General features: G+C 65.2%; 19 protein-coding genes. 10 read left to right on the plus strand and 9 right to left on the minus strand.

Annotated features, from left to right (window positions below):
* The first annotated feature begins 22 nt into the window (after positions 1-22).
* Both BH95_RS06060 and BH95_RS06065 read left to right on the plus strand, forming a co-directional pair.
* A complete protein-coding gene (locus tag BH95_RS06060; RefSeq protein ID WP_037162995.1) occupies positions 23-1291 on the plus strand; it encodes a sensor histidine kinase in 1269 nt (422 codons plus the stop codon).
* Positions 1288-1929, plus strand: a complete 642-nt coding sequence (locus BH95_RS06065) for a response regulator (RefSeq protein WP_020110187.1) — start codon at positions 1288-1290, stop codon at positions 1927-1929. Before BH95_RS06060 ends, BH95_RS06065 begins: the two co-directional genes overlap by 4 nt.
* A 30-nt stretch (positions 1930-1959) precedes the next feature.
* Here the strand turns inward: BH95_RS06065 and BH95_RS06070 are convergent, their stop codons facing one another.
* Complete coding sequence (locus tag BH95_RS06070; protein ID WP_019664060.1) at positions 1960-2319, minus strand: DUF952 domain-containing protein; 360 nt, start codon at positions 2317-2319, stop codon at positions 1960-1962.
* 249 nt (positions 2320-2568) lie between these two features.
* On the opposite strand from BH95_RS06070, the gene BH95_RS06075 reads away from it, so the two are divergent.
* Positions 2569-2763, plus strand: coding sequence for a DUF7455 domain-containing protein (locus tag BH95_RS06075; protein WP_019664061.1), 195 nt, complete (start codon positions 2569-2571; stop codon positions 2761-2763).
* A 101-nt stretch (positions 2764-2864) separates the two neighbouring features.
* Here the strand turns inward: BH95_RS06075 and BH95_RS06080 are convergent, their stop codons facing one another.
* Positions 2865-4601 (minus strand): DEAD/DEAH box helicase, encoded by a 1737-nt coding sequence (locus BH95_RS06080; RefSeq protein WP_020110188.1) that lies wholly within the window; start codon positions 4599-4601, stop codon positions 2865-2867.
* A gap of 205 nt (positions 4602-4806) precedes the next feature.
* Between BH95_RS06080 and BH95_RS06085 the strand changes: the two genes are divergently transcribed.
* Positions 4807-5976, plus strand: a complete 1170-nt coding sequence (locus BH95_RS06085) for a YihY/virulence factor BrkB family protein (protein ID WP_371828077.1) — start codon at positions 4807-4809, stop codon at positions 5974-5976.
* Here the strand turns inward: BH95_RS06085 and BH95_RS06090 are convergent.
* A complete protein-coding gene (locus tag BH95_RS06090) occupies positions 5949-6185 on the minus strand; it encodes a DUF3039 domain-containing protein (RefSeq protein ID WP_019664064.1) in 237 nt (78 codons plus the stop codon). The genes BH95_RS06085 and BH95_RS06090 overlap by 28 nt on opposite strands.
* A gap of 82 nt (positions 6186-6267) precedes the next feature.
* On the opposite strand from BH95_RS06090, the gene BH95_RS06095 reads away from it, so the two are divergent.
* The 3 genes from BH95_RS06095 to BH95_RS06105 all read left to right on the plus strand — a co-directional run bounded on the left by BH95_RS06095 (position 6268) and on the right by BH95_RS06105 (position 9289).
* Positions 6268-6636, plus strand: a complete 369-nt coding sequence (locus BH95_RS06095) for a DUF3099 domain-containing protein (protein WP_019664065.1) — start codon at positions 6268-6270, stop codon at positions 6634-6636.
* A gap of 31 nt (positions 6637-6667) precedes the next feature.
* On the plus strand, positions 6668-8212 hold the full coding sequence (locus BH95_RS06100; RefSeq protein WP_037142424.1) for a N5-glutamine methyltransferase family protein: 1545 nt from the start codon (positions 6668-6670) through the stop codon (positions 8210-8212).
* A gap of 105 nt (positions 8213-8317) precedes the next feature.
* Positions 8318-9289 carry a sigma-70 family RNA polymerase sigma factor gene (locus tag BH95_RS06105; RefSeq protein WP_019664067.1) on the plus strand — a complete coding sequence of 324 codons (972 nt, stop codon included), beginning with the start codon at positions 8318-8320 and terminating at the stop codon, positions 9287-9289.
* Positions 9290-9409: 120 nt separating this feature from the next.
* Here the strand turns inward: BH95_RS06105 and BH95_RS06110 are convergent, their stop codons facing one another.
* Complete coding sequence (locus BH95_RS06110; protein ID WP_020110191.1) at positions 9410-12088, minus strand: bifunctional acetate--CoA ligase family protein/GNAT family N-acetyltransferase; 2679 nt, start codon at positions 12086-12088, stop codon at positions 9410-9412.
* Positions 12081-13352, minus strand: a complete 1272-nt coding sequence (locus tag BH95_RS06115; protein ID WP_026347599.1) for an acetoin utilization protein AcuC — start codon at positions 13350-13352, stop codon at positions 12081-12083. The genes BH95_RS06110 and BH95_RS06115 overlap by 8 nt, the downstream gene beginning before the upstream one ends.
* A gap of 158 nt (positions 13353-13510) precedes the next feature.
* Here BH95_RS06115 and BH95_RS06120 point away from each other — a divergent pair, with 158 nt between their 5' ends.
* Positions 13511-14197: a metal-dependent transcriptional regulator gene (locus BH95_RS06120; protein ID WP_019664070.1), complete on the plus strand. Its 687-nt coding sequence runs from the start codon at positions 13511-13513 to the stop codon at positions 14195-14197.
* A gap of 14 nt (positions 14198-14211) precedes the next feature.
* On the plus strand, positions 14212-15195 hold the full coding sequence (galE, locus tag BH95_RS06125) for a UDP-glucose 4-epimerase GalE (RefSeq protein WP_020110192.1): 984 nt from the start codon (positions 14212-14214) through the stop codon (positions 15193-15195).
* A gap of 27 nt (positions 15196-15222) precedes the next feature.
* Here the strand turns inward: galE and BH95_RS06130 are convergent, their stop codons facing one another.
* The 4 genes from BH95_RS06130 to BH95_RS06145 form a co-directional block, all read right to left on the minus strand.
* Positions 15223-16335 carry a DUF4192 domain-containing protein gene (locus BH95_RS06130; RefSeq protein WP_037142426.1) on the minus strand — a complete coding sequence of 371 codons (1113 nt, stop codon included), beginning with the start codon at positions 16333-16335 and terminating at the stop codon, positions 15223-15225.
* A 148-nt stretch (positions 16336-16483) separates the two neighbouring features.
* Positions 16484-17128: a DUF5642 family protein gene (locus BH95_RS06135; RefSeq protein ID WP_033189647.1), complete on the minus strand. Its 645-nt coding sequence runs from the start codon at positions 17126-17128 to the stop codon at positions 16484-16486.
* A gap of 216 nt (positions 17129-17344) precedes the next feature.
* The gene (locus BH95_RS06140) at positions 17345-17971 is read right to left on the minus strand and encodes an MBL fold metallo-hydrolase (protein WP_037181358.1); all 627 of its coding nucleotides are present in this window, start codon (positions 17969-17971) and stop codon (positions 17345-17347) included.
* Positions 17968-19053, minus strand: coding sequence for an S-(hydroxymethyl)mycothiol dehydrogenase (locus BH95_RS06145; protein ID WP_033189734.1), 1086 nt, complete (start codon positions 19051-19053; stop codon positions 17968-17970). Before BH95_RS06145 ends, BH95_RS06140 begins: the two co-directional genes overlap by 4 nt.
* Positions 19054-19207: 154 nt before the next feature.
* Between BH95_RS06145 and sthA the strand changes: the two genes are divergently transcribed.
* Positions 19208-20623, plus strand: coding sequence for a Si-specific NAD(P)(+) transhydrogenase (sthA, locus tag BH95_RS06150; RefSeq protein ID WP_019664076.1), 1416 nt, complete (start codon positions 19208-19210; stop codon positions 20621-20623).
* Positions 20624-20715: the final 92 nt, after the last annotated feature.

The following is a 20715-nucleotide window of genomic DNA, read 5'->3' on the forward strand; positions in this document are numbered from 1 at the left end:
GTGAGTGTGCTGTGATGGTGTGATGCTTCGCTGGTCGGAACTATCGGCGACGAGCAAAGACGTGCTCGTCGTGGCGGCGTACCTGTCGGTGGGTATCGTCCTGTATTGGGCGAACATCTTCAGCTTCCTTCCGGTCGAGAACCCTCCACCGCTGTGGGTCAGGGTCGGCATCCTCGCCTTGCTGTGTGTGTGCACGCTCTGGAGGCGGCGTGCACCCGTTCTCGCGCTCGGCACGGCCGCGCTTCCGTTCACGCTGGATCTGCTCGTGGGAGCGTCGCTGCCGATCTGGCTGATCATGACCGACCTCGTGTACTGCGTCGCGCTCTACGGCAGCAGACGCCAGGCGGTGTGGATCGTCCGCTTGTCCGTGCTTCTGACCGTGGTGGTGTGCACCGTCGCTTTCGTCCTCACGACGGATTGGCGTGAGGTCGTCATCGCCCTGGGCGGCGCTGCGGTGTTCCTCGGCACGCCGCTCGGGTGGGCGTTGAACATCCGCCAGCACAAGGAGATCGCGCACAGTGAACGCGAGCGAGCCGAGGCCATGACCGTCATCGCGGAGTTGGACAGGCGCGCGGCGATCGACGCGGAACGCTCGCGGATGGCCCGTGATCTGCACGACGTCGTCGCGGGGCATCTGTCGGCTATCGCGATCCAGTCCGAGGCAGCCCTGCGCATCGTCGCAGCTCGAGGCGGTGCCGACTCGCCCGCGGTCTGCACCGGCTCTAGCCACGGTGCTGCAGACCACAGTGTTGCGGACGTGGTGTCGTCCATCCGGTCCAACAGCACCGATGCGTTGACCGAGATGCGAGCGATGATCGGACTGCTGCGAAACGGGGGTGAAGGCGTGGACGAGACCCGCTCCCCCGGACGGATTGCCGAGTTGGGGAGACTCGTCGCCTCCGCAGGTGCCAGTGGTACCGAGGTCACCGTCAGCGGTGACTTCGCACCGGGCGCACCATCATCACTGTCCGTTCCGGCGGCGGTCGATCACGCCGCGTTTCGAATCGTGCAGGAAGCGTTGACGAACGCGGTGGTTCATTCGCCGGGCCAACCGGCCGAGCTCGACCTCCGGTGCGACCACGGCAGACTCCGAATCGAAGTCGTCAACGCGCTACCGTCCACGGCCGAAGCATCGACGCACACGACCGGACACACTGGAGCGGGGCTGACCAACATGACACAGCGGGCCGAACTTCTCGGCGGTGACCTCCGTGCCGGCTCGAACGGCGGTAGGTGGGTCGTCGAAGCCGTTCTGCCCCTGTCGACCACGCCCGGGGTGTCGACACCGTGATCCGAGTACTGATAGCCGACGACCATGCCGCAATTCGCTCGGGCCTGGCGATGATCGTGGGCTCCGCGCCCGGATACACGGTGGTCGGCGAAGCAGTCGACGGACAGGACGCCATCGACCAGGCGCGGGCGCACACGCCGGATGTCGTGCTGATGGATATTCGAATGCCGGGCATCGACGGGATCGAGGCAACCGCCGCCGTCGTCGGAAACGATCTGGCCCGTGTTCTCGTCCTCACGACGTTCGACATCGACGACTACGTGTTCCGTGCTCTGGAGGCGGGCGCGTCGGGCTTCGTTCTGAAATCGGTGTCCGCCGACGCGTTGCTCGACGCCATCGCTGCCGTTCACGCCGGCGACGGTGTGCTGGCGCCCGAAGTCACTCGGACGGTGATCGACGCGTTCGCAGCGGGCGGCCGCGATGTTCCGAAGGTCGGACCTCCTGGGTTGACCGAGCTGACCGAGCGCGAACACGATGTGCTGCGGTGCCTCGGCGACGGCATGTCCAATGCGGCGATCGCCCGTGAGCTCTTCATCGGGGAGACCACGGTCAAGACGCACGTGTCGAGAGTGCTCACCAAGCTGGGAGTCACCTCGCGCGTGCAGGCTGCAATCCTCGCCCGGTCACGGCCACGGTGAACGGCGCAGTGATTCCCTGGTCCGGTAGATCTACAGGTGCGGCGGTGTGAAGGTGCCGTCGTCGCCCGGCAGGTATTCGACGACGGAGGTCACGGCCGACGTGGGCAGCGGCCCGTACAGGTGAGGAAAGACCATGGCGTCCGGGTCACCCGGGACGCCCGGCTCCCAGCGCACCGGTGACCCCAGTCGTGCCGGATCGAGAACGAGCAGAATCAGATCGTCTCGGCCGGCGAACAGTCGGTTCGCCGGCAAGTGCACCTGTGCGGGCGTCGACAGGTGCACGAAACCGACGGCCGACAGCGACTCCGGCTCGATCCCCGGCGACTCTCGAACCGACAGCCAGTCCGCCAGAGTGCAGATGTGCAGCAAGGTTTCCGAGGTGTCACTCACGATCGACGATTGTTCCAGGCGCGGCCGTTCTGCGGGGTACCGAAATCAGCTGTGAGCGAACAGTCCGAGGCTGCACACGCACGGCCAGCAGGTTTCCTCGTGTTTCGTGTTAGTGACAACACAAAGAAACGCGCGCGGGAACAACACGTGACTGCCAATCGTCTGAAAGAGTGTACGGACCGCGCCATACCGACGCGGCGGACCGGCCCCAGGCAATCGGGTGACACCGAACGCCAGTACGGAGGAGTCATGCCCGGAACATTGACCAGCCCACAGTTGACAGCTGCCGACCGGTGCGACCGGTGCGGTGCAGGGGCTCGCGCACGTGTTGTGCTCGCGACCGGAGGAGAGCTTCTCTTCTGCGGTCACCACGCCAAGGAGCACGAAGACCGTCTGCGTGAAGTGAACGCAACGGTGATGACCGAATCGGGCTCCACGGTGTAGGGCCGGTAAACCTGCCGACAACAACATCGACACCGAGAACGGGTGGCCGCATCAGCGGCCACCCGTTCTTCTCTGTCCAGGTCGCAGGTTCACCGGTCTCGTCACATCTTGCGCAACTGGGCTATCCGCTCGCTCAACTGATCCGCCGTGGCCATGGCCGTCGGAGGGCCACCACACACACGTCGTAGATCGCCGTGAATGACGCCGTGCGGCTTCCCGGTGCGGTGGTGGTACACCGCAACCAGAGAGTTGAGTTCGCGCCGCAGCGCGGCCAGCTGCCCCGCCGTCGACACACGGTCCGACACGACCGGCGGTGGGACCGCCGGAACCGGAGCCGCCGGCTTCTCCATCTGTTCCTGCTGCCGCTGCCGCAGCAGATCTCGCATCTGCTTGGCGTCGAGCAATCCGGGAAGCCCGAGGTAGTCGGCTTCCTCGTCGCTGCCGGAGAACGTCGCCGTCCCGAACGAGGATCCGTCGTAGATGACCTGGTCCAGCTCGGCGTCGGCGCCGAGTGACGTGTAGGCCTTCTCTTCCTCGCCGAGCTCGTCCTTCTGCTTGTTCGCGTCCGCCAGGAGGTCGTCGTCGAGACCGTCCTTCTCGCGGTGCGGCTTGCCCAGGATGTGGTCACGTTGCGCCTCGAGCTGGCTCGCCAGATCGAGGAGAACAGGCACCGAGGGGAGGAAGACGCTGGCCGTCTCCCCCGGCCGCCTGGATCGCACGAATCGACCGATGGCCTGTGCGAAGTACAGCGGCGTGGACGCGCTGGTGGCGTACACCCCGACGGCAAGACGCGGAACGTCCACACCCTCGGACACCATCCGCACCGCAACCATCCACTTCTGATCGCTCTTGCCGAATTCCGCGATCCGAGCGGAGGAAGTCGGGTCGTCGGACAGCACGATGCACGGAGTTTCGCCGGTGATGACCTCGATCAACTTCGCGTACGCGCGAGCGACCGTCTGATCCGTCGCGATCACCAGGCCGCCCGCGTCGGGCATGCCACCGGCGCGCAACTGGCCGAGACGAGTGTTGGCCGCCAGCAGGACCGCAGGCATCCAGTCACCCTGAGGATCCAACGCGGTACGCCACGCACGAGCGGTCTGCTCGGCGTTCAGAGGCTCGCCCAGACGGGCTGTGTACTCCTCGCCCGCGCTGTCGCGCCACCGCGCCTCGCCCGAGTACGCCAGAAACACCACGGGCCGCACGACGCCGTCGGCGAGCGCGTCCGAGTAGCCGTACGCATGGTCCGCGCGCGAGCGCATCAGACCGTCCTGATCCGGCTCGTAGTTCACGAACGGGATGGGGCTGTCGTCGCTGCGGAACGGAGTTCCGGTCAGCGCGAGGCGACGAGTGGCGTCACCGAACGCCTCCCGAATGCCCTCACCCCAACTCTTCGCATCGCCGCCGTGGTGAATCTCGTCGAGGATGACGAGCGTCTTACGACTCTCCGTGCGGACCCGGTGCCTGAACGGGTGCGACGCGATCTGCGCGTACGTGACGACGACACCGTGGTAATCGCTCGACGTCTGACCGGTCGAGTTGGAGAACCGCGAGTCCAGCGCGATGCCGACTCGTGCCGCGGATTCGGCCCACTGATGTTTCAGATGCTCCGTCGGTGCGACGACGGTCACCTGATCGACCGTCCGGTGAGCGAGCAACTCCGATGCCACACGCAGCGCGAACGTCGTCTTACCTGCACCGGGCGTCGCGACCGCCAAGAAGTCCTTCGGAGAGGACACCAGATATTTCGTCAGAGCACGCCTCTGCCACGCGCGCAGCGGCGCACCACCTGCTGCGGGTGCCGTCGAGGCGTCGATCGGGTCTGTCGTGTCGGTCATGTCAGCGCTCACTGGCCGCCGATTCCTGGCATCGATGAATGTCCTCGCGCTCTCGCCTCGCCTTGCAGTGTCCGCCGTGGAGCCTAACTCTCGGCACCGACCGATTCCTCATCGCCGAGCTAGAGGGAGTCGTACGACACGCCGAAGGGCTGCGGGCGGGGTGGAACGAGCGCTCGTGCCCGGCGTCAGGAATGCTGGAGTGACCATGAGCGAATCGACGGCTTCCCCCTCGCCGACCGAGCAGTTGTCGGCACGCCACCCCGTGCGGCTGGTGTGGGTGGTGACCTTGCGCACACTGAGCAAGGCATGGGACGACTCGATATTCAGCAAGTCCGCGACCGCGGCCTTCTGGCAGACCCTGTCTCTGCCGCCCCTGCTGCTCGGCGTCCTGGGAAGTCTCGGATTCGTCGCGGGATGGTTCGGTCCGAACACCATCGACATCATCGAGTCCAAGATCATCACGTTCAGCAGCACGCTGTTCAGCGACAGCGTCGTCGACGGCATCATCGAACCGACCGTGCAGGACATTCTGCAGCAAGGTCGGGGCGAGATCGTCTCGGGCGGTTTCGTTCTGTCGCTGTGGGCGGGGTCGTCGGCCATCTCGACGTTCGTCGATTCCATCGTCGAGGCCCACGGTCAGCAGGACGCCCGCAATCCGGTGTGGCAGCGCATCTTCGCGCTCCTGCTGTACGTCGCCTTCCTGATCGTCGCGGTGTTCGTGCTTCCGCTCGTTGCACTGGGGCCGACGTACGTTCAAGCGTTGCTACCCGATTCGTGGTTCGAGATCGGTAGCGAACTGATCGACATCCTCTACTACCCGGCAGTCGGCCTGCTGTTGATCGCCGGGCTGACCACGCTGTACAAGGTCGCGTTGCACACGTCTCTGCCCTGGCATCGACTTCTGGGCGGCGCGTTGCTGGCCGGTGTCTTCTTCATGATCGCGAGCGCCGTGCTGCGGTTCTATCTCACCTGGGTCACCGGGACGGGCTACACCTACGGCGCGCTGGCGACCCCGATCGCATTCCTGCTCTTCACGTTCTTTCTCGGCTTCGCCGTGGTGCTCGGCGCCGAATTCAACGCGACCATCCAGGAGTTCTTTCCGGCGCGCGCCACCAGGATCGAGCAGATGAGGGAGTGGCTCGCCGCACAGGCCGCTTACGAGGAGTCGGGGGCAGTGTCCGCCGTCGCCTGGCGTCTCGCCACCGGTCCCATCCGCCTGACCGGCGACCGGTCACGACCCAAGCGGGCCGGGTTCTCCCAAGCAGAACCCGAGCCGCACGCGGACTCGCCCGAGACCGGCCCGACCCATCCGTCTGCACAGCAGAACGGTGGGTCGGAAAGGTCGGATCAGTCGCCCTTCTTCAAGCCGTCGTAGACCTTCTTGCAGTCGGGGCACACCGGCGAACCAGGCTTGGCCGACTTGGTGACGGGAAACACCTCGCCGCACAGCGCGACCACGTGGGTACCCATGACCGCGCTCTCGGCGATCTTGTTCTTCTTGACGTAGTGGAAGAATTTGGGCCGGTCGTCGTCGGTGGTCTCGTCCGGCGCGATATCGGGACGTTCCTTGGTCTGAGTGCTCATGCCCCGATTATTCCGCACCGGAGCGAGCCACGACCACCTACCGTTCAGTGCAATCCGAGCAACGTAGTGACACAGTGGAGGTATGACGCGAACATCCGGGTTCTCCGACCCGGCGGACAGCGGCTCGGCCCGTCACCCCGCACTGATCACCGAAGCACGAACGTCGGTGGAAGAACAGCATCGTGCTCGCGTGAAGAAGTACATGTTCATCATGTCGTTTCGGATCCCCGCGCTGGTGCTCGCCGCCGTTTCCTACAGCATCTGGGCCAACCCGTGGATTGCCATGGCGATCGTCGGTGTATCCATCCCGCTTCCGTGGATGGCGGTGTTGATCGCCAACGATCGACCGCCTCGCACGAAGGACGAGGTGAGTCGCTACGACGGCCGCCGACAGGAGGACCCCGCGATCGAGGCGCGCGCGCACCACGTGATCGAGGCAGGCGAGGACTGAACGCTCGCTCCGTCCTGAGAGACTGAGCGATGTGACTGCACCGCTGCTCTCGGCCTGCCCACCGCTGCGCGACGCGTTCCTGCGGGTCGGGTACTCCGCTGATGCCCTGCTCGACGCCCTCGGCGTCGACGCTCACTCCGCACTCGGTCGCAGTGAGCCGGTTCCGGTTCGGCGGGCGTCCCGTGCGCTCGGGGATCTGGGCGTGCTCATTCGTCTGTTTCTTCTCGTCGACGACGTTCCCGAGGCGGATGCGTCGGCGGCACTGGCACCACTGCCGCTGGACGACGCTGTCGCGGCGGGGATCGTCGGGCGCAGCGGCCCGGGTCTGGTTCGGGCTGCCGTGGACATCAGGCCGCTCGACACCGGATCGGGCACCCGCTGGGTCGTGTCCGATCTCGACGGCAGCATGCGAGACGCCCCGACTGCACCCGACCACGTCCTCGGAGTCGGCCAGGCGTCTCTGTCCCTGTTGCGCGGGACTCCGACGACACCGGTCCCGTCGGTTCTGGATGTCGGAACAGGCTGCGGGGTGCAGGCCGTCCACGCGGCACACTATGCGGACTCGGTGACCGGGACCGATATCAGCGAAAGGTCGATGTTGTTGGCCGCGGCCACGTTCGCTCTCAACGACATGGATGTCGAGCTTCTTCGCGGGTCGTGGTTCGAACCGGTGAAGGGACGTGTCTTCGATCGAATCGTCGCCAATCCGCCGTTCGTCGTCGGGCTCGGCACGGTCAGCCACAGCTATCGGGACTCGGGGATCGACCTGGACGGCGCGAGCCGGCTCATGATCGAGCAGGCCCCGACGCATCTCGTCATCGGAGGCACGGCTGCCGTCCTCGCGTCGTGGATTCACGTCGACGGCGAGGACTGGCGACGGCGGGTGGCGTCCTGGTTGCCCGAGCACGGCGTCGACGCGTGGATCCTCCAACGTGACGTCGCCGATCCGGCTCTGTACGTGGGGACGTGGATGAAGGACGGCGGCGTCGATCCGCGAGACGGAGCCGGAGCGGTCCAGGCCGAGGCGTGGCTCGATCACTTCGAATCGGCCGACGTGACGGGCATCGGGTTCGGGTTCGTCTATCTACGCCGAACCGACCTTCCCACCGATGTTCTCGCCGAGGACCTGCGGCACGCGTTCGACGATCCGCTGGGCGACGAGGCGATCGACTACTTCGCTCGATTGACGTGGCTACGCGAGAACGACGTCCAGACTGCCGTCTTCGAGCTGGATCCGGCGACGGCACTGGAGAAGGTGTCGCTGCCCGGAGACGAGGGGTGGTCGCCGGTGGTGACCCGCGTGCACCGCGGCAACGGACCCAACTGGCAACACGAGATCGACGACCTGGGCGCTGCCCTGCTCGCTGGAATGTCACCGGGCGGATTGCCGCTGGCCGAGTTGGTCGAACTGCTCGCGATCGCGCACGACGCGGAACCGGAGGACCTGACGCCTGCAGCCACGGCTTTGGTGGTCGATCTCTTTCGTCACGGCCTGATCAGGCCCCGAGGCTTTCGGGCCGTGTCGGGGCAAGTTCCGACCGAGAGAAGCTTCTCAGCAACTTCTCAGGACGAGTAAGGGATAGAGCCTGGTCAGGCGGGTATCAGAGGGTGGAGCGCGGGAACTTATCGAAGTCTTCCGGACGTTGAGCACTATGAGACACCACCGATCAGGAGGCAAGTCATGACCAGCCCCAGCACCACGACCCGCCCGCGCCCCAGCGATGCCGACCTCGACGCCCAGAGCCCGGCCGCAGATTTGGTCCGCGTCTACCTCAACGGAATCGGCCGCACAGCTCTGCTGACCGCGGATGAGGAAGTGGATCTCGCCAAGCGGATCGAGGCGGGGTTGTACGCGAAGAACGTGCTGGAGAACACCAAGCGGTTGACCGCCGCCAAGAAGCGGAATCTCGCCATCATCGTGCGCGACGGAAGTGCAGCCCGTAGCCACCTTCTGGAGGCCAATCTCCGCCTGGTCGTGTCGCTCGCCAAGCGATACACCGGACGCGGTATGCCTCTGCTCGACCTCATCCAGGAAGGCAACCTGGGACTGATTCGAGCGATGGAGAAGTTCGACTATGCCAAGGGGTTCAAGTTCTCCACGTACGCCACGTGGTGGATCCGCCAGGCCATCACGCGCGGCATGGCTGATCAGAGCCGCACGATCCGGCTTCCTGTTCACCTGGTGGAGCAGGTGAACAAGCTGGCCCGGATCAAGCGCGAGCTGCATCAGCAGCTCGGCCGCGAGGCTACCGACGAGGAACTGTCGAACGAGTCCGGAATTCCCGCGGAGAAGATCGCAGACCTTCTCGATCACAGCCGTGACCCGGTCAGCCTGGACATGCCGGTCGGTACCGACGAGGAGGCGCCACTCGGCGACTTCATCGAAGATTCCGAGGCCACGTCGGCCGAGAACGCTGTCATCGCCGGGCTCCTTCACACCGACGTGCGGACTGTGCTGGGAACGCTCGACGAACGCGAGCAGCAGGTCATTCGGCTTCGCTACGGCCTCGACGACGGTCAGCCGCGCACTCTCGACCAGATCGGTAAGCTTTTCGGTCTCTCGCGGGAGCGTGTTCGCCAGATCGAGCGTGAGGTCATGGTGAAACTGCGTCAAGGAGACCGTGCCGAGAAGCTGCGCTCCTACGCGAGCTGATCTCCAGCCCCAAGTCAGGTGGTGCAGCGGTGAGTCGCCCCGCTGACTCACCCAAAGCAGTGGCCGCTCCGAATGCTCGTGCATTCGGAGCGGCTACTGCTTGTGTTCACCTCGCGGTGGTCACCGCAGGCGACGCGGGCCCAGATCTGCTCGGGTGGGTTCGGGTCCGACGCGCAGTCGTGTGTCGATGATCTCCGCCCCGCGCGCCGACGCCAGGACCGGCTCGCAGACGAGTTCCCGCAGTTCGGGGATGTCGTCGGCCATTGCCGAGACCCGCTGAACGAGGTCGACGAGCGCGCTCTTGTTCACGGGGACCGCATTTCTGTAACCGGACAGCAGGGGCGCGGCTTTGGGCGCGTCGATCAGTTGTACGGCTTCGTCCTCGGTCAGTGGGAGCACGCGATACGCACGGTCTCCCAGCAGGTCCGAGATGACGCCGGCCAGCCCGAAGGAGATGAGCGACCCGAAGCTGGGGTCGTCCTGAACCTGCACCACGCAGCCGATTCCCTTGGGCGCCATACGCTGCACCTGCAGGAGTGGTTCGCCCGTCTCGTGCGCGAGGGTGTGGTACGCGATACGCACCGCGTCCGCGCCGGCAAGATCGAGACGAACTCCGCTGAGGTCCGGCCGGTGCTTCCACAGTTCCCCGGTTGCCTTGACGGCCACGGGATAGCCGAGTTCTTCCGCTGCGGCGACCGCCTCGGCCTCGTCGGTGACGGATCGGAAATCCACGACCTCGATTCCGTAGCAGGACAGCAGTTCTGCAGATTCGAAATCCGACAGCCATCGATCCTTGTCGGCGGACATCCAGCCACGGACCAACGCCGAGGCGCGTTCGGAGTCGATGCCGTTCGGTCGGATCGGCGTGGACGCCGGCCTACTTCTCCACGCACTGTAGCGCCACGCCTTCGCGAGTGCTGTCACGGCACGCTCCGGGCTGGAGTACGACGGAACCGATCCCCGCACGGGTTGCCCCTGCTCTCCTCGGACCGCCAGCACGTCGGGAATACCCTCGGTTGCAAGGAAAGTCGTCAGGACAGGCTTGTCTGCGCCGCGGACGGCGTCGCCCAGCGCTTCGGCGAAGGGCTCGACGGTCACTGCGACCGGAGGCACGAAGACCACGATCACCGAGTCGACGTCTCCCGCCTGCAACGCGCCGGACACAGCCGCCGCGAACTCCTGTGGGCCCGCTTGAGGTCCGACATCGATGGGCGCTCCCGCGTGCAGTCCTTCGGCTCGTGCAGCATCGACGGCGAGGACACCGAGTGCGGTGGAGTTGCCGACGACCGCAACACGTGGCCCGGTGGGCAGAGGCTGGAAACCGAACAGGATTGCGCAGTCGAACAGCTGCGCAATGGTGTCGACCTGTATGACGCCTGCCTGTTCGAACAGCGCTTTCACGATCGAATCGTCGATGTCGGGGCCGGTGGCGAGTGCCGGGGGGATCGCACCGCGCCCGCTCTTGACGGCGACGATGGGCTTGGACCGCGCCACCCGCCGCGCGATTCGGGTGAATTTCCTTGGATTACCGAAGCTTTCGAGATACAGCAGAACGACTTCCGTCGCTGGATCGGAATCCCAGTACTGGAGTAGATCGTTACCGGAGACGTCGGCACGGTTTCCTGCCGAGACGAAGGTGGAAAACCCCAGACTGCGTTTCGTCGCCTGATCCAGAATAGCGATTCCTAGTGCGCCCGATTGGCAGAAGAACCCCACGTGACCCGGCATGGGAAGGGACGGTGCGAGCGTCGCGTTCAGCGCGAATTCGGGGTCGGTGTTGGCGACACCGAGAGCGTTCGGTCCGACCAGCCGCATGCCGTGGGCCCGCGCGGAGCGCACGAGCCGACGTTCGTTCTCCTGCCCTTCCGGACCGGACTCTCCGAATCCGGCGGATACGACCACGAGCGCCTTCACGCCCTTGTCGAGACAGTCGTCGAGCACCTCGTCGATCGAATCCGCAGGCACCGCAGCGATCGCCAGGTCCACCGAATCCGGAATGTCGTGGACCGTCGGGTAGGCCCGAACTCCGCGAACCGATCGGTGGTCGGCGTTGACCGGGTAGACCGGCCCGGTGAAGCCGCCGGCGAGCAGGTTCGCGAGCACCGCGTTGCCGACTTTCGAACTGTCGGTCGACGCGCCGATCACGGCAACGGACGTCGGGCTCAGCACGTTTCTCACACTGCGCGCTTCGGCTGCTCGCTCGCGTGAATTTCGCACGGAGAGAAGAGCTTCACTGGGGTCGATCGCGAACTCGAGCCGAAGAACGCCGCCTTCGAAGCTGCGTGAGACCTGGTACCCGGCCTCACGGAACACCGTGACCATGTTTCGATTCTCGGCGAGAACCTCGGCGACGAACATCGTCACTCCGTTCTCGGCCGCCGCTCCGGCGAGATGCTCCAACAGAATCGGTCCGAGTCCGCGGCCCTGGTGGGAATCGGCGACGACGAAGGCGACCTCGGCGGAATTGCCGTCACCTTCGGGCAGACGCTCGTAGCGACCGACGGCGATGATGTCGTCACCGAGAATCGCCACGAACGCGACTCGGGCGTGATGATCGACCGTCGTGAAGTTGAGAACGTCTCGCTGCGGCATCGTCGGGTAGGGGCCGAAGTAACGCAGGTAGCGCGTGCGTTCGGAGAGGCGCCCATGGAAGGCGACGAGAGCATCCGCGTCCGACGGGACGATCGGCCTCAGGTGGACCACTCCCCCGTCGGATGCCAACACGTCGGCGACCCAGTGCTTGGGAAAGGATGTCTCGGCACGTTCTCGTTCGCGCTCTTTGGCGGTGGGTTCAGTCACGAGGGTCCTCCGGGTCGAGGCCGAGCAGGGGAAAGCTTGCTCGCCGGGTGGCGATGATCGCCGAGTCGACACGCTCGAGCGCACGATCGGCGGCCTCGACGCTCCCCGCCACGGCGCCGCCCGGGCCGTCCCACGGTGGATAGTCGATGTCGCCACCGTCTCCCATCACCTGCGGTAGATCGACACTCGGAGCGATGGCGCGCACACGGTCACGCCACTGCTCGGGCAGAGCGAGGCCGGGGTCGATGCTTCGGCCCAGAGCGGCAGCGATCAGATGCGTCCATGCACGGGGCACGACGCGCACGAGACCGTAACCACCTCCGCCGACCGCGAGCCACCGTCCCTCGGAGTACCTGTCCGCGAGGTCACGCATGGCGAGGAATGCCGCATTCTGACCGTCGACGGTCAACGCCAGGTCGGCCAACGGGTCCTCCCGGTGGCTGTCCACACCGCACTGGCTGACGATGATCTGCGGGCGGAACGCCGAGATGGCCCCCGGCACGATCGCATGAAACGCGCGCAGCCACAACCGGTCTCCGGTTCCAGGCAACAGCGGAATGTTGATCGCGGTCCCTTCGGCCGGTCCCGAGCCGACTTCGCTCGACCATCCGGTGTTGGGCCACAGCGTCGCGGGATGTTGATGAAGAGACACCGTCAGCACTCGGGGATCACCGAGGAACGCCTGTTGCACACCGTCACCGTGGTGGGCGTCGACGTCGATGTAGGCGATACGGTCGAAACCGTTGTCGAGCAACCACGAAATGGCGACCGCAGCGTCGTTGTAGACGCAGAATCCGGACGCCCAGTCGGCCATGGCGTGGTGCATGCCGCCGCCGATGCTCACGGCCCGCCGTGCCCGTCCGGCCGCGATTTCCCGTGCCGCGGTCAGTGAACCACCGGTGAGCATCGCGGATGCTTCGTGCATCTTCTCGAACACCGGGTTGTCGTCCGATCCCAGTCCGTGTTCCACGTGATCCGGGTCCACCAACGCCGTACCCTTCTCCGGCGCACGTTTGACCGCCTCGATGTAGGCGGGTGTGTGAATTCGGAGCAGCTCCTCGTCCGGAGCCGCAGTGGGTTCGACGAGTTCTATTCCGTCCAGAACACCGATCTGTCGCGCGAGCTGCATCGTCAGATCCAGACGCGTGGGGTTCATCGGATGATCCGCACTCCACCGATAGGAGAGGTAATCCGCGCTCCAGACGACGATGTCGTCGCCTGCCACCGGAGTTCGTGGTGGCGATGCCGTCGCCTGATCTGCCATGAAACGCAACGCTACTTGTCCCGCCGGGACTGTGCGAGCGTCCCTCGGTGTTGTAGTCGGTTACCGGCGGGTACGAATTCGCGGCACGCGGGCACATGGCCTACGGCGCCACTATGCGCCGATCAACGGTAGAATCCGTTGCGACGAAGGGGTTGAGTGTGAAGGATCTGGTCGACACCACGGAGATGTACCTCCGGACGATTTACGACTTGGAAGAAGAGGGCGTCGTACCGCTGCGGGCACGTATCGCCGAACGCCTCGAACAGAGCGGTCCCACCGTCAGCCAGACCGTCGCTCGAATGGAGCGAGACGGGCTGCTTTCGGTCGCGGGTGACCGCCACCTGGAACTGACGGAGAAGGGCCGCAGCCTTGCCGTCGCAGTGATGCGCAAGCATCGGCTCGCCGAGCGGCTGCTCGTCGATGTGATCGGTCTGCGCTGGGAAGACGTCCATGCCGAGGCGTGCCGCTGGGAGCACGTCATGAGCGAGGAAGTCGAGCGTCGGCTCGTGGCCGTGCTGAACAACCCGACGACCTCGCCCTACGGGAATCCGATCCCCGGCTTGGCCGAACTCGGGCTCGGTCAGCCGGCTGCCGCGCCGGAGGACCTGATCAGGTTGACCGATCTGCCCCACGGGAACGCAACGGCCGTGGTCGTCCGTCGCCTCGCGGAGCACGTCCAGTCCGACCCCGAGGTCATCGCGCAGCTGCGCGATGCAGGCGTCGTGCCCGACGCGCGTGTGACGGTGGAGGCCAAGCCCGGCACGGTGACGATCACGGTCCCGGGCCACGACGGCATCGATATTTCCGAGGAGATGGCTCACGCCGTCCAGGTGAAGCAGGTCTGAGCGGAGTCACGGACGTGAAGTTGTTGGTGACCGGTGGAGCCGGGTACGTGGGCAGCGTGTGCGCTGCCGTCCTGATCGAACGCGGCCACGAGGTCGTGGTGGTGGACAACTTGTCGACCGGCAATCGGGATGCGGTTCCGGCAGGCGCCGAGTTCGTCGAGGCGGACATCAAGGATGTCGCGTCGTCGATTCTCGGCGACGGCCGGTTCGACGGAGTTCTGCACTTCGCTGCGCAGTCTCTCGTCGGAGAGTCCGTGGTGGCGCCCGATCGGTACTGGTCGGGCAATGTGGTGACCACGCTCGCGTTGCTCGAGGCGATCCGGGAGTCGGGCACACCGAAGCTCGTCTTCTCGTCCACGGCCGCGACGTACGGTGAGCCGGAGCGAACTCCGATCACGGAGTCGATGCCTACCGCGCCCACCAATCCGTACGGCGCAACCAAACTGGCCATCGACCACGCCATCACGTCGTACTCGAACGCCTACGGCCTGGCCGCGACCAGCCTGCGGTACTTCAATGTCGCGGGCGCGTATGCGGGTTTCGGCGAGAACCGAGTCGTGGAAACGCATCTGATTCCGCTGGTTCTGCAGACCGCCCTCGGTCAGCGGGCCAAGATCTCGGTGTTCGGAACGGATTGGCCGACTGCCGACGGCACCGCGGTGCGTGACTACATCCACGTGCTCGATCTTGCCGATGCCCACATCCTCGCACTCGAGTCGGCAACGCCGGGATCGCACACGATCTTCAATCTGGGCAGCGGTCAAGGTTTTTCGGTACGCGAGGTCATCGACGCCTGCGAGCGCGTCACCGGACTGCCCATTGCGGTGGAGAACGCGCCGCGCCGGGCAGGTGATCCGGCGGTTCTCATCGCTTCGAGCGAACGCGCCACCACCGAACTCGGGTGGTCGCCGCAAAGGACCGACCTCGATGTCATCGTCGCCGATGCGTGGAACTTCCTCCAGAAGTTGGGCGATCGAGCGCATTCGGCACGGCCGTAGCATCCGGTAGGGGCATTTCGGTACAGGTCAGTCCACCGGCGGCGGGAGCGCGACTCCGCACAGCTCGGCCACTGCATATCCGCTGAGCGCCACCTCCCGGATCATCGAGGGCCGCGCGCCTGCGGCGAGCGAGCGGCTCAGCAGGTGAGCGAGCGAGTAGTTCTCGTCCGCCTGGTGGGCGATGTCGAGCGCAACGGACGCCAGCGCGCCTTCGCCCCGCGTATAGGCACTGAACGCCAACAGCGTTGCCGGGCATGCCCGTTCCGGCGCGGGCAACGTGCGCATCAGCAGAGTCCACAACTGTTCGGCCAGCCCGGCGACACCGGTGAGCGCCAGTGCGAGGACGCTGTCGCGCACCATGACGTGCTGGACCGCCGCTCCGAACTCCGCGATCCGTTCCGGCGGCAGAGTGACCACGGCAGGGTTGTCGGGAGAGTACCCCGACCATTCCTCCAATTGTTCGACGATCGAGTGGAGACGTCCGCGGTCGCTGCCGACGTCGACGACAGCGCCCGACGCCAGTGTCCGTGCGACTGTCCGCGACAGCGGATCGTCCACCGGCCGAACGGTTCTTGCCAGCATGGTGCGGGATTCGTGTACTCCGCGACCCTGGAGCATGTATGCCAGTGCAACGGGCGATGTTCTGGGGTCGGTGAGGTACCCGTATTCCATGACGCCGATCGCGGACCTCCACCGGCTCCCCCGGGTCACCTCTGCGATCAGGTACACCTCGGTGAGTTCGACCCCCCGAACTCGCAGCTGGTCGGACAATCGATGTGCGAGGCCCCTGAACCGTCCGTCCACGGTGACACCGCGATCGTCGACGATGACTGCCAGTGCGGCCCTGACCTGATACTGGGCACACATCTCAGCGAAGTGCTCGATAACGCTCTGCATGTCCTCGGTCACACCCGACTCGAAGAGCGACTGCCCTTCGGAACGGTCCGGCAGGGTCAGGTCGTGGCGCATCACGGTCTGGACTTCCAGGGTCGACCCGGCAAGAACGTCGAGGCACATCAACACCAGCGAACGCTCGGGCGTGAATCCGAGGAAGGCCGGGATCGCGGCGATGAGTTCACCCGGCCCGACGATGCGCTCGGGTATCGGCGGGTGTCGGTGGGTTCCGGAGTCGGTTGTCATGCTGCACAGCGTGCCCGGGCCGAACTCCGAGTCTCGGTTCCGACCTGGGGCGGAAGACAGCCTGTGGATGACGGGCACCCTGTGGACAACCACCTGCGTCGAGGGCCGATCCGAGAAGGGACGGCACGGGTGACGTCGGTGGGATGTGCTAGCCGGCCTTCACCTTCTGCACCGCTGCGGTGAAGACCTCGTCCAACGTCGCGCCGTCGGTCGCGCCCTGCTCGAAGGACATGTAGGTCGCTGCGATCCTGACGTCTCCGACCTGGGCGAGCAGCGTCAACATCGACTGTGTCACCGTGTCCGAACCCGTTCCCGACGACACTGTCTGGCGGACAGCGAGGGTGTCGTCGGCGTCGATCGGCGGGGCTGGGACGACCGTCGAGCGGATGGTGGACGTTGCACCGGATTTCGTTGCCTGGACCTCGGCGCATTCGGCAAGTTGCGATTCCCGTACCGACAACGGCTCGTCGGTTGCGGTCAGTTCCACCGAGATCGTGGCGCGATCGGTGTTGTCGGTGCCGACGATCAGGGCGGCTTCGCCCGGTCGGACTTCCTTCGGTTTGCAACCGGCCGGACTCACCTCGGCGCCGGCGGGGATTCCCGTCAGGTCCGGTGATGCCTGCGCAATTGCCTGTGGCGGAAGGACGATGGCCTCGTACGGGGCGGGGAACACCGACGGATCGACCAACAGCGCGTTCAGGTCCGTGGCCTCGGCCGATACCGACGGTGACCCGCTGGTGCCGGCCGGCTCGGGGGTACCGGACACGTCGGACCCGCACGCAGCGAGTGTCACGGCGGCGCAGATGCCGATCCCGAGAAGAGTCGGTCGATGTCCTGCGTTACGACGCACCACGGGAAGAGCCTCCAGACTTTGGCCACGGAAAGTACCGGAAATCTCGCCGGTTCACCTCAGGCAAGACGTCCGGATCCACCCTCTCATTCGGAGGGTGGAACCGGACGTAAGGCACGCCCGTGTCCGCCGAGATACCCGGGAGAACACGGCGGGGGCTCAGCTTCCGCGTTTGATCCATTCCTCGAGGTGCGGGGACTCGTCGCCGATGCTCGTTCCGTCACCGTGTCCGGTGTTCACACGGGTGTCGGCGGGCAGCGCGAACAACCGATCCCGGATCGAGCCGATGATGGTCGGGAAATCGGAGTACGACCGTCCGGTGGCACCGGGCCCGCCGGAGAACAGGGTGTCCCCGGAGAACAACTGACGTGCCTCGGGCACGTGGAGGCACGTCGAGCCCGGCGAGTGTCCCGGTGTGTGCAGCGCCAGGATCTCCGTACCTGCCACGGAGATTCGCTGACCGTCCTCGAGCGTGGAGTGCGCGAGTCCGGGATGGGTCTGCTCCCACAACACGTCGTCGGCCGGGTTGAGCAGGATCGGCGCGTCGAGCTCGCGGGAGAGCTCCGGCGCCACGGTGACGTGATCGTTGTGGCCGTGTGTGCACACGATCGCCTTCACCGTCCGGCCCGCCACGGCCTCGATGATCGGGCGAGCGTCGTGAGCCGCATCGACGATCACCACTTCGCTGTCGTCGCCGATCAGCCAGATGTTGTTCTCGACATCCCATTCACCTCCGTCGAGAGCGAAGGTTCCCGAGGTCACCACCTTGTCGATACGCAGGCTCACAGTTCGACCACCGATCGCAGGACGGTGCCCTTGTGCATCTTCTCGAACGCAGCCTCGATGTCCTCGATCCCGATCCGTTCGGTCACGAACTTCTCCAGCGGCAACCGGCCCTGCTCGTACAGATCCACCAACAACGGAAAATCCCTCTCCGGCAGACAATCGCCGTACCACGACGACTTGAGCGACCCACCACGGGAGAAGAAATCGATCAACGGCATCTCCAGCGTCATCTCCGGCGTCGGAACCCCCACCAACACCACCGTCCCCGCCAGATCACGCGCATAGAACGCCTGCCTCCACGTCTCCGGACGACCCACCGCATCGATCACCACATCCGCACCGAACCCACCGGTGAGCTCCTGCACCGCCGACGTCGCATCGACCGCCGACGCATCGACGGTGTGCGTGGCACCGAGATCCTTCGCCCACTCGAGCTTTCCCTTGTCCCGATCGACAGCGATGATCGTCGTCGCCCCCGCCAACTTCGCACCCGCGATCGCCGCATCACCGACACCACCACACCCGATGACCGCCACCGAATCACCACGCGAGACGTTGCCGGTGTTCATCGCCGCACCGAGCCCGGCCATCACACCGCACCCGAGCAACCCCACCACCGCAGGATCGGACTCCGGATTCACCTTCGTGCACTGCCCTTCGTGCACCAACGTCTTGTCCGCGAACGCACCGATACCCAACGCCGGCGAAAGCTCCGTGCCATCGGCCAGGGTCATTTTCTTCGACGCATTGTGCGTATCGAAGCAGTACCAGGGCTTGCCCTTCTTGCAGGCCCGGCATTCACCACACACCGCACGCCAGTTCAACACCACGAAATCCCCGACCTCCACGTGGGTGACCGCGTCCCCGATCGTCTCGACGGTGCCTGCAGCCTCGTGGCCGAGCAGGAACGGGAACTCGTCGTTGATCCCGCCCTCGCGGTAATGCAGATCGGTATGACACACCCCGCACGCGGCGATCGTCACCACCACATCGTTGGGCCCGGGATCAGGAATGGTGACCTGCTCGATCGAGACAGGCTCACCCTTCGCCATCGCGACCACGGCTCGCACAGTTTGCGGCATTGCTTCCTCCACACTCGGGTTGAAATGTCCTGACATCACACTTCCACAACCCATGCAGGAGTAGCGACATTCGTACATGCCGAACTGTTCGGTGTTCACGTGCTTGTGACCGGAGCGGCATCCGAACTTCGCGCACGCGGAGTATTCATGATCCATGTCTGCATCGATGGAATACGACCTCGTGGTGATCGGCTCGGGACCCGGTGGGCAGAAGGCCGCCATCGCGGCGGCAAAGCTCGGTAAACGGGTTGCCATGGTGGAGAAGGGAAAGATGCTCGGCGGTGTCTGTGTGAACACCGGGACCATCCCGTCGAAAACTCTGCGCGAGGCCGTTCTGTACCTCACCGGAATGAATCAGAGAGAGCTGTACGGTGCCAGCTACCGTGTCAAGGCGAACATCACTCCGGCGGATCTGCTTGCTCGCACGGCCCACGTGATCGGCAAGGAGATCGAGGTCGTCCGCTCGCAGCTGCTGCGGAACCGAATCGAACTGATCACCGGCACGGGTCGCTTCCTGGATGCCCACACCGTCGACATCGACGACGACCAACGTGGCGAGCGGATCACCGTCAAGGCGAAGAATGTCGTGATCGCCACGGGCACCGCCCCAGCGCGTCCCGCGGACATCGAGTTCGACGACTACCGAGTCCTCGATTCCGACGGAATTCTGAACCTCGAGTTCATACCCGCTTCGATGGTCGTGGTCGGTGCGGGTGTCATCGGTATCGAATATGCGTCGATGTTCGCGGCACTCGGCACGAAGGTGACCGTCGTCGAGAAACGAGACACCATGCTGGACTTCTGCGACCGCGAGATCGTGGAATCGCTGCAGTTCCATCTGCGTGATCTGGCGGTGACGTTCCGTTTCGGTGAAGCAGTCACGGCAGTGGACGTCGGACCGTCCGGCACGGTGACCACACTAGCCAGCGGAAAACGCATACCGGCCGAGGCCGTCATGTACTCGGCGGGACGCCAGGGTTTGACCGATGCACTGTCACTGGAGAACGCGGGACTCGAAGCCGACGCGCGGGGCCGCATCTTCGTCGACGACAACTTTCAGACGAAGGTCGATCACATCTATGCGGTCGGGGACGTCATCGGGTTTCCTGCATTGGCCGCTACATCGATGGATCAGGGACGACTGGCCGCGTACCACGCGTTCGGTGAACCGAGCAAAGGGCTGATGGACCTACAGCCGATCGGAATCTACTCGATTCCCGAAGTCTCCTACGTAGGCGCCACGGAGGTGGAGCTGACGAAGAACTCCGTCCCGTACGAGGTAGGTGTCTCGCGCTATCGGGAGCTGGCGCGAGGCCAGATAGCCGGCGACTCCTACGGCATGCTCAAGCTGCTCGTGTCGACGGAGGACAGGTCGCTGCTGGGGGTGCACATCTTCGGTTCGGGAGCCACCGACCTGATCCACATCGGCCAAGCAGTCATGGGGTGCGGTGGCTCCGTCGATTACCTGGTCGACGCCGTGTTCAACTACCCCACCTTGTCGGAGGCGTACAAGGTCGCGGCCCTGGACGTCACCAACAAGATCCGCGCGCTCGAGAGTTTCGGGGGCTGACCGAAGTCTCATCCAGCGGTCACAGGGAATGAACGACACGACGGGAGGTGTTCATTGGGGAGTGGGTGTCGTGAAAGCGACTTCCGGTGCTA

The sequence above is a fragment of the Rhodococcoides fascians A44A genome (genome assembly GCF_000760735.1).
Classification (GTDB): Bacteria; Actinomycetota; Actinomycetes; order Mycobacteriales; family Mycobacteriaceae; genus Rhodococcoides; species Rhodococcoides fascians_E.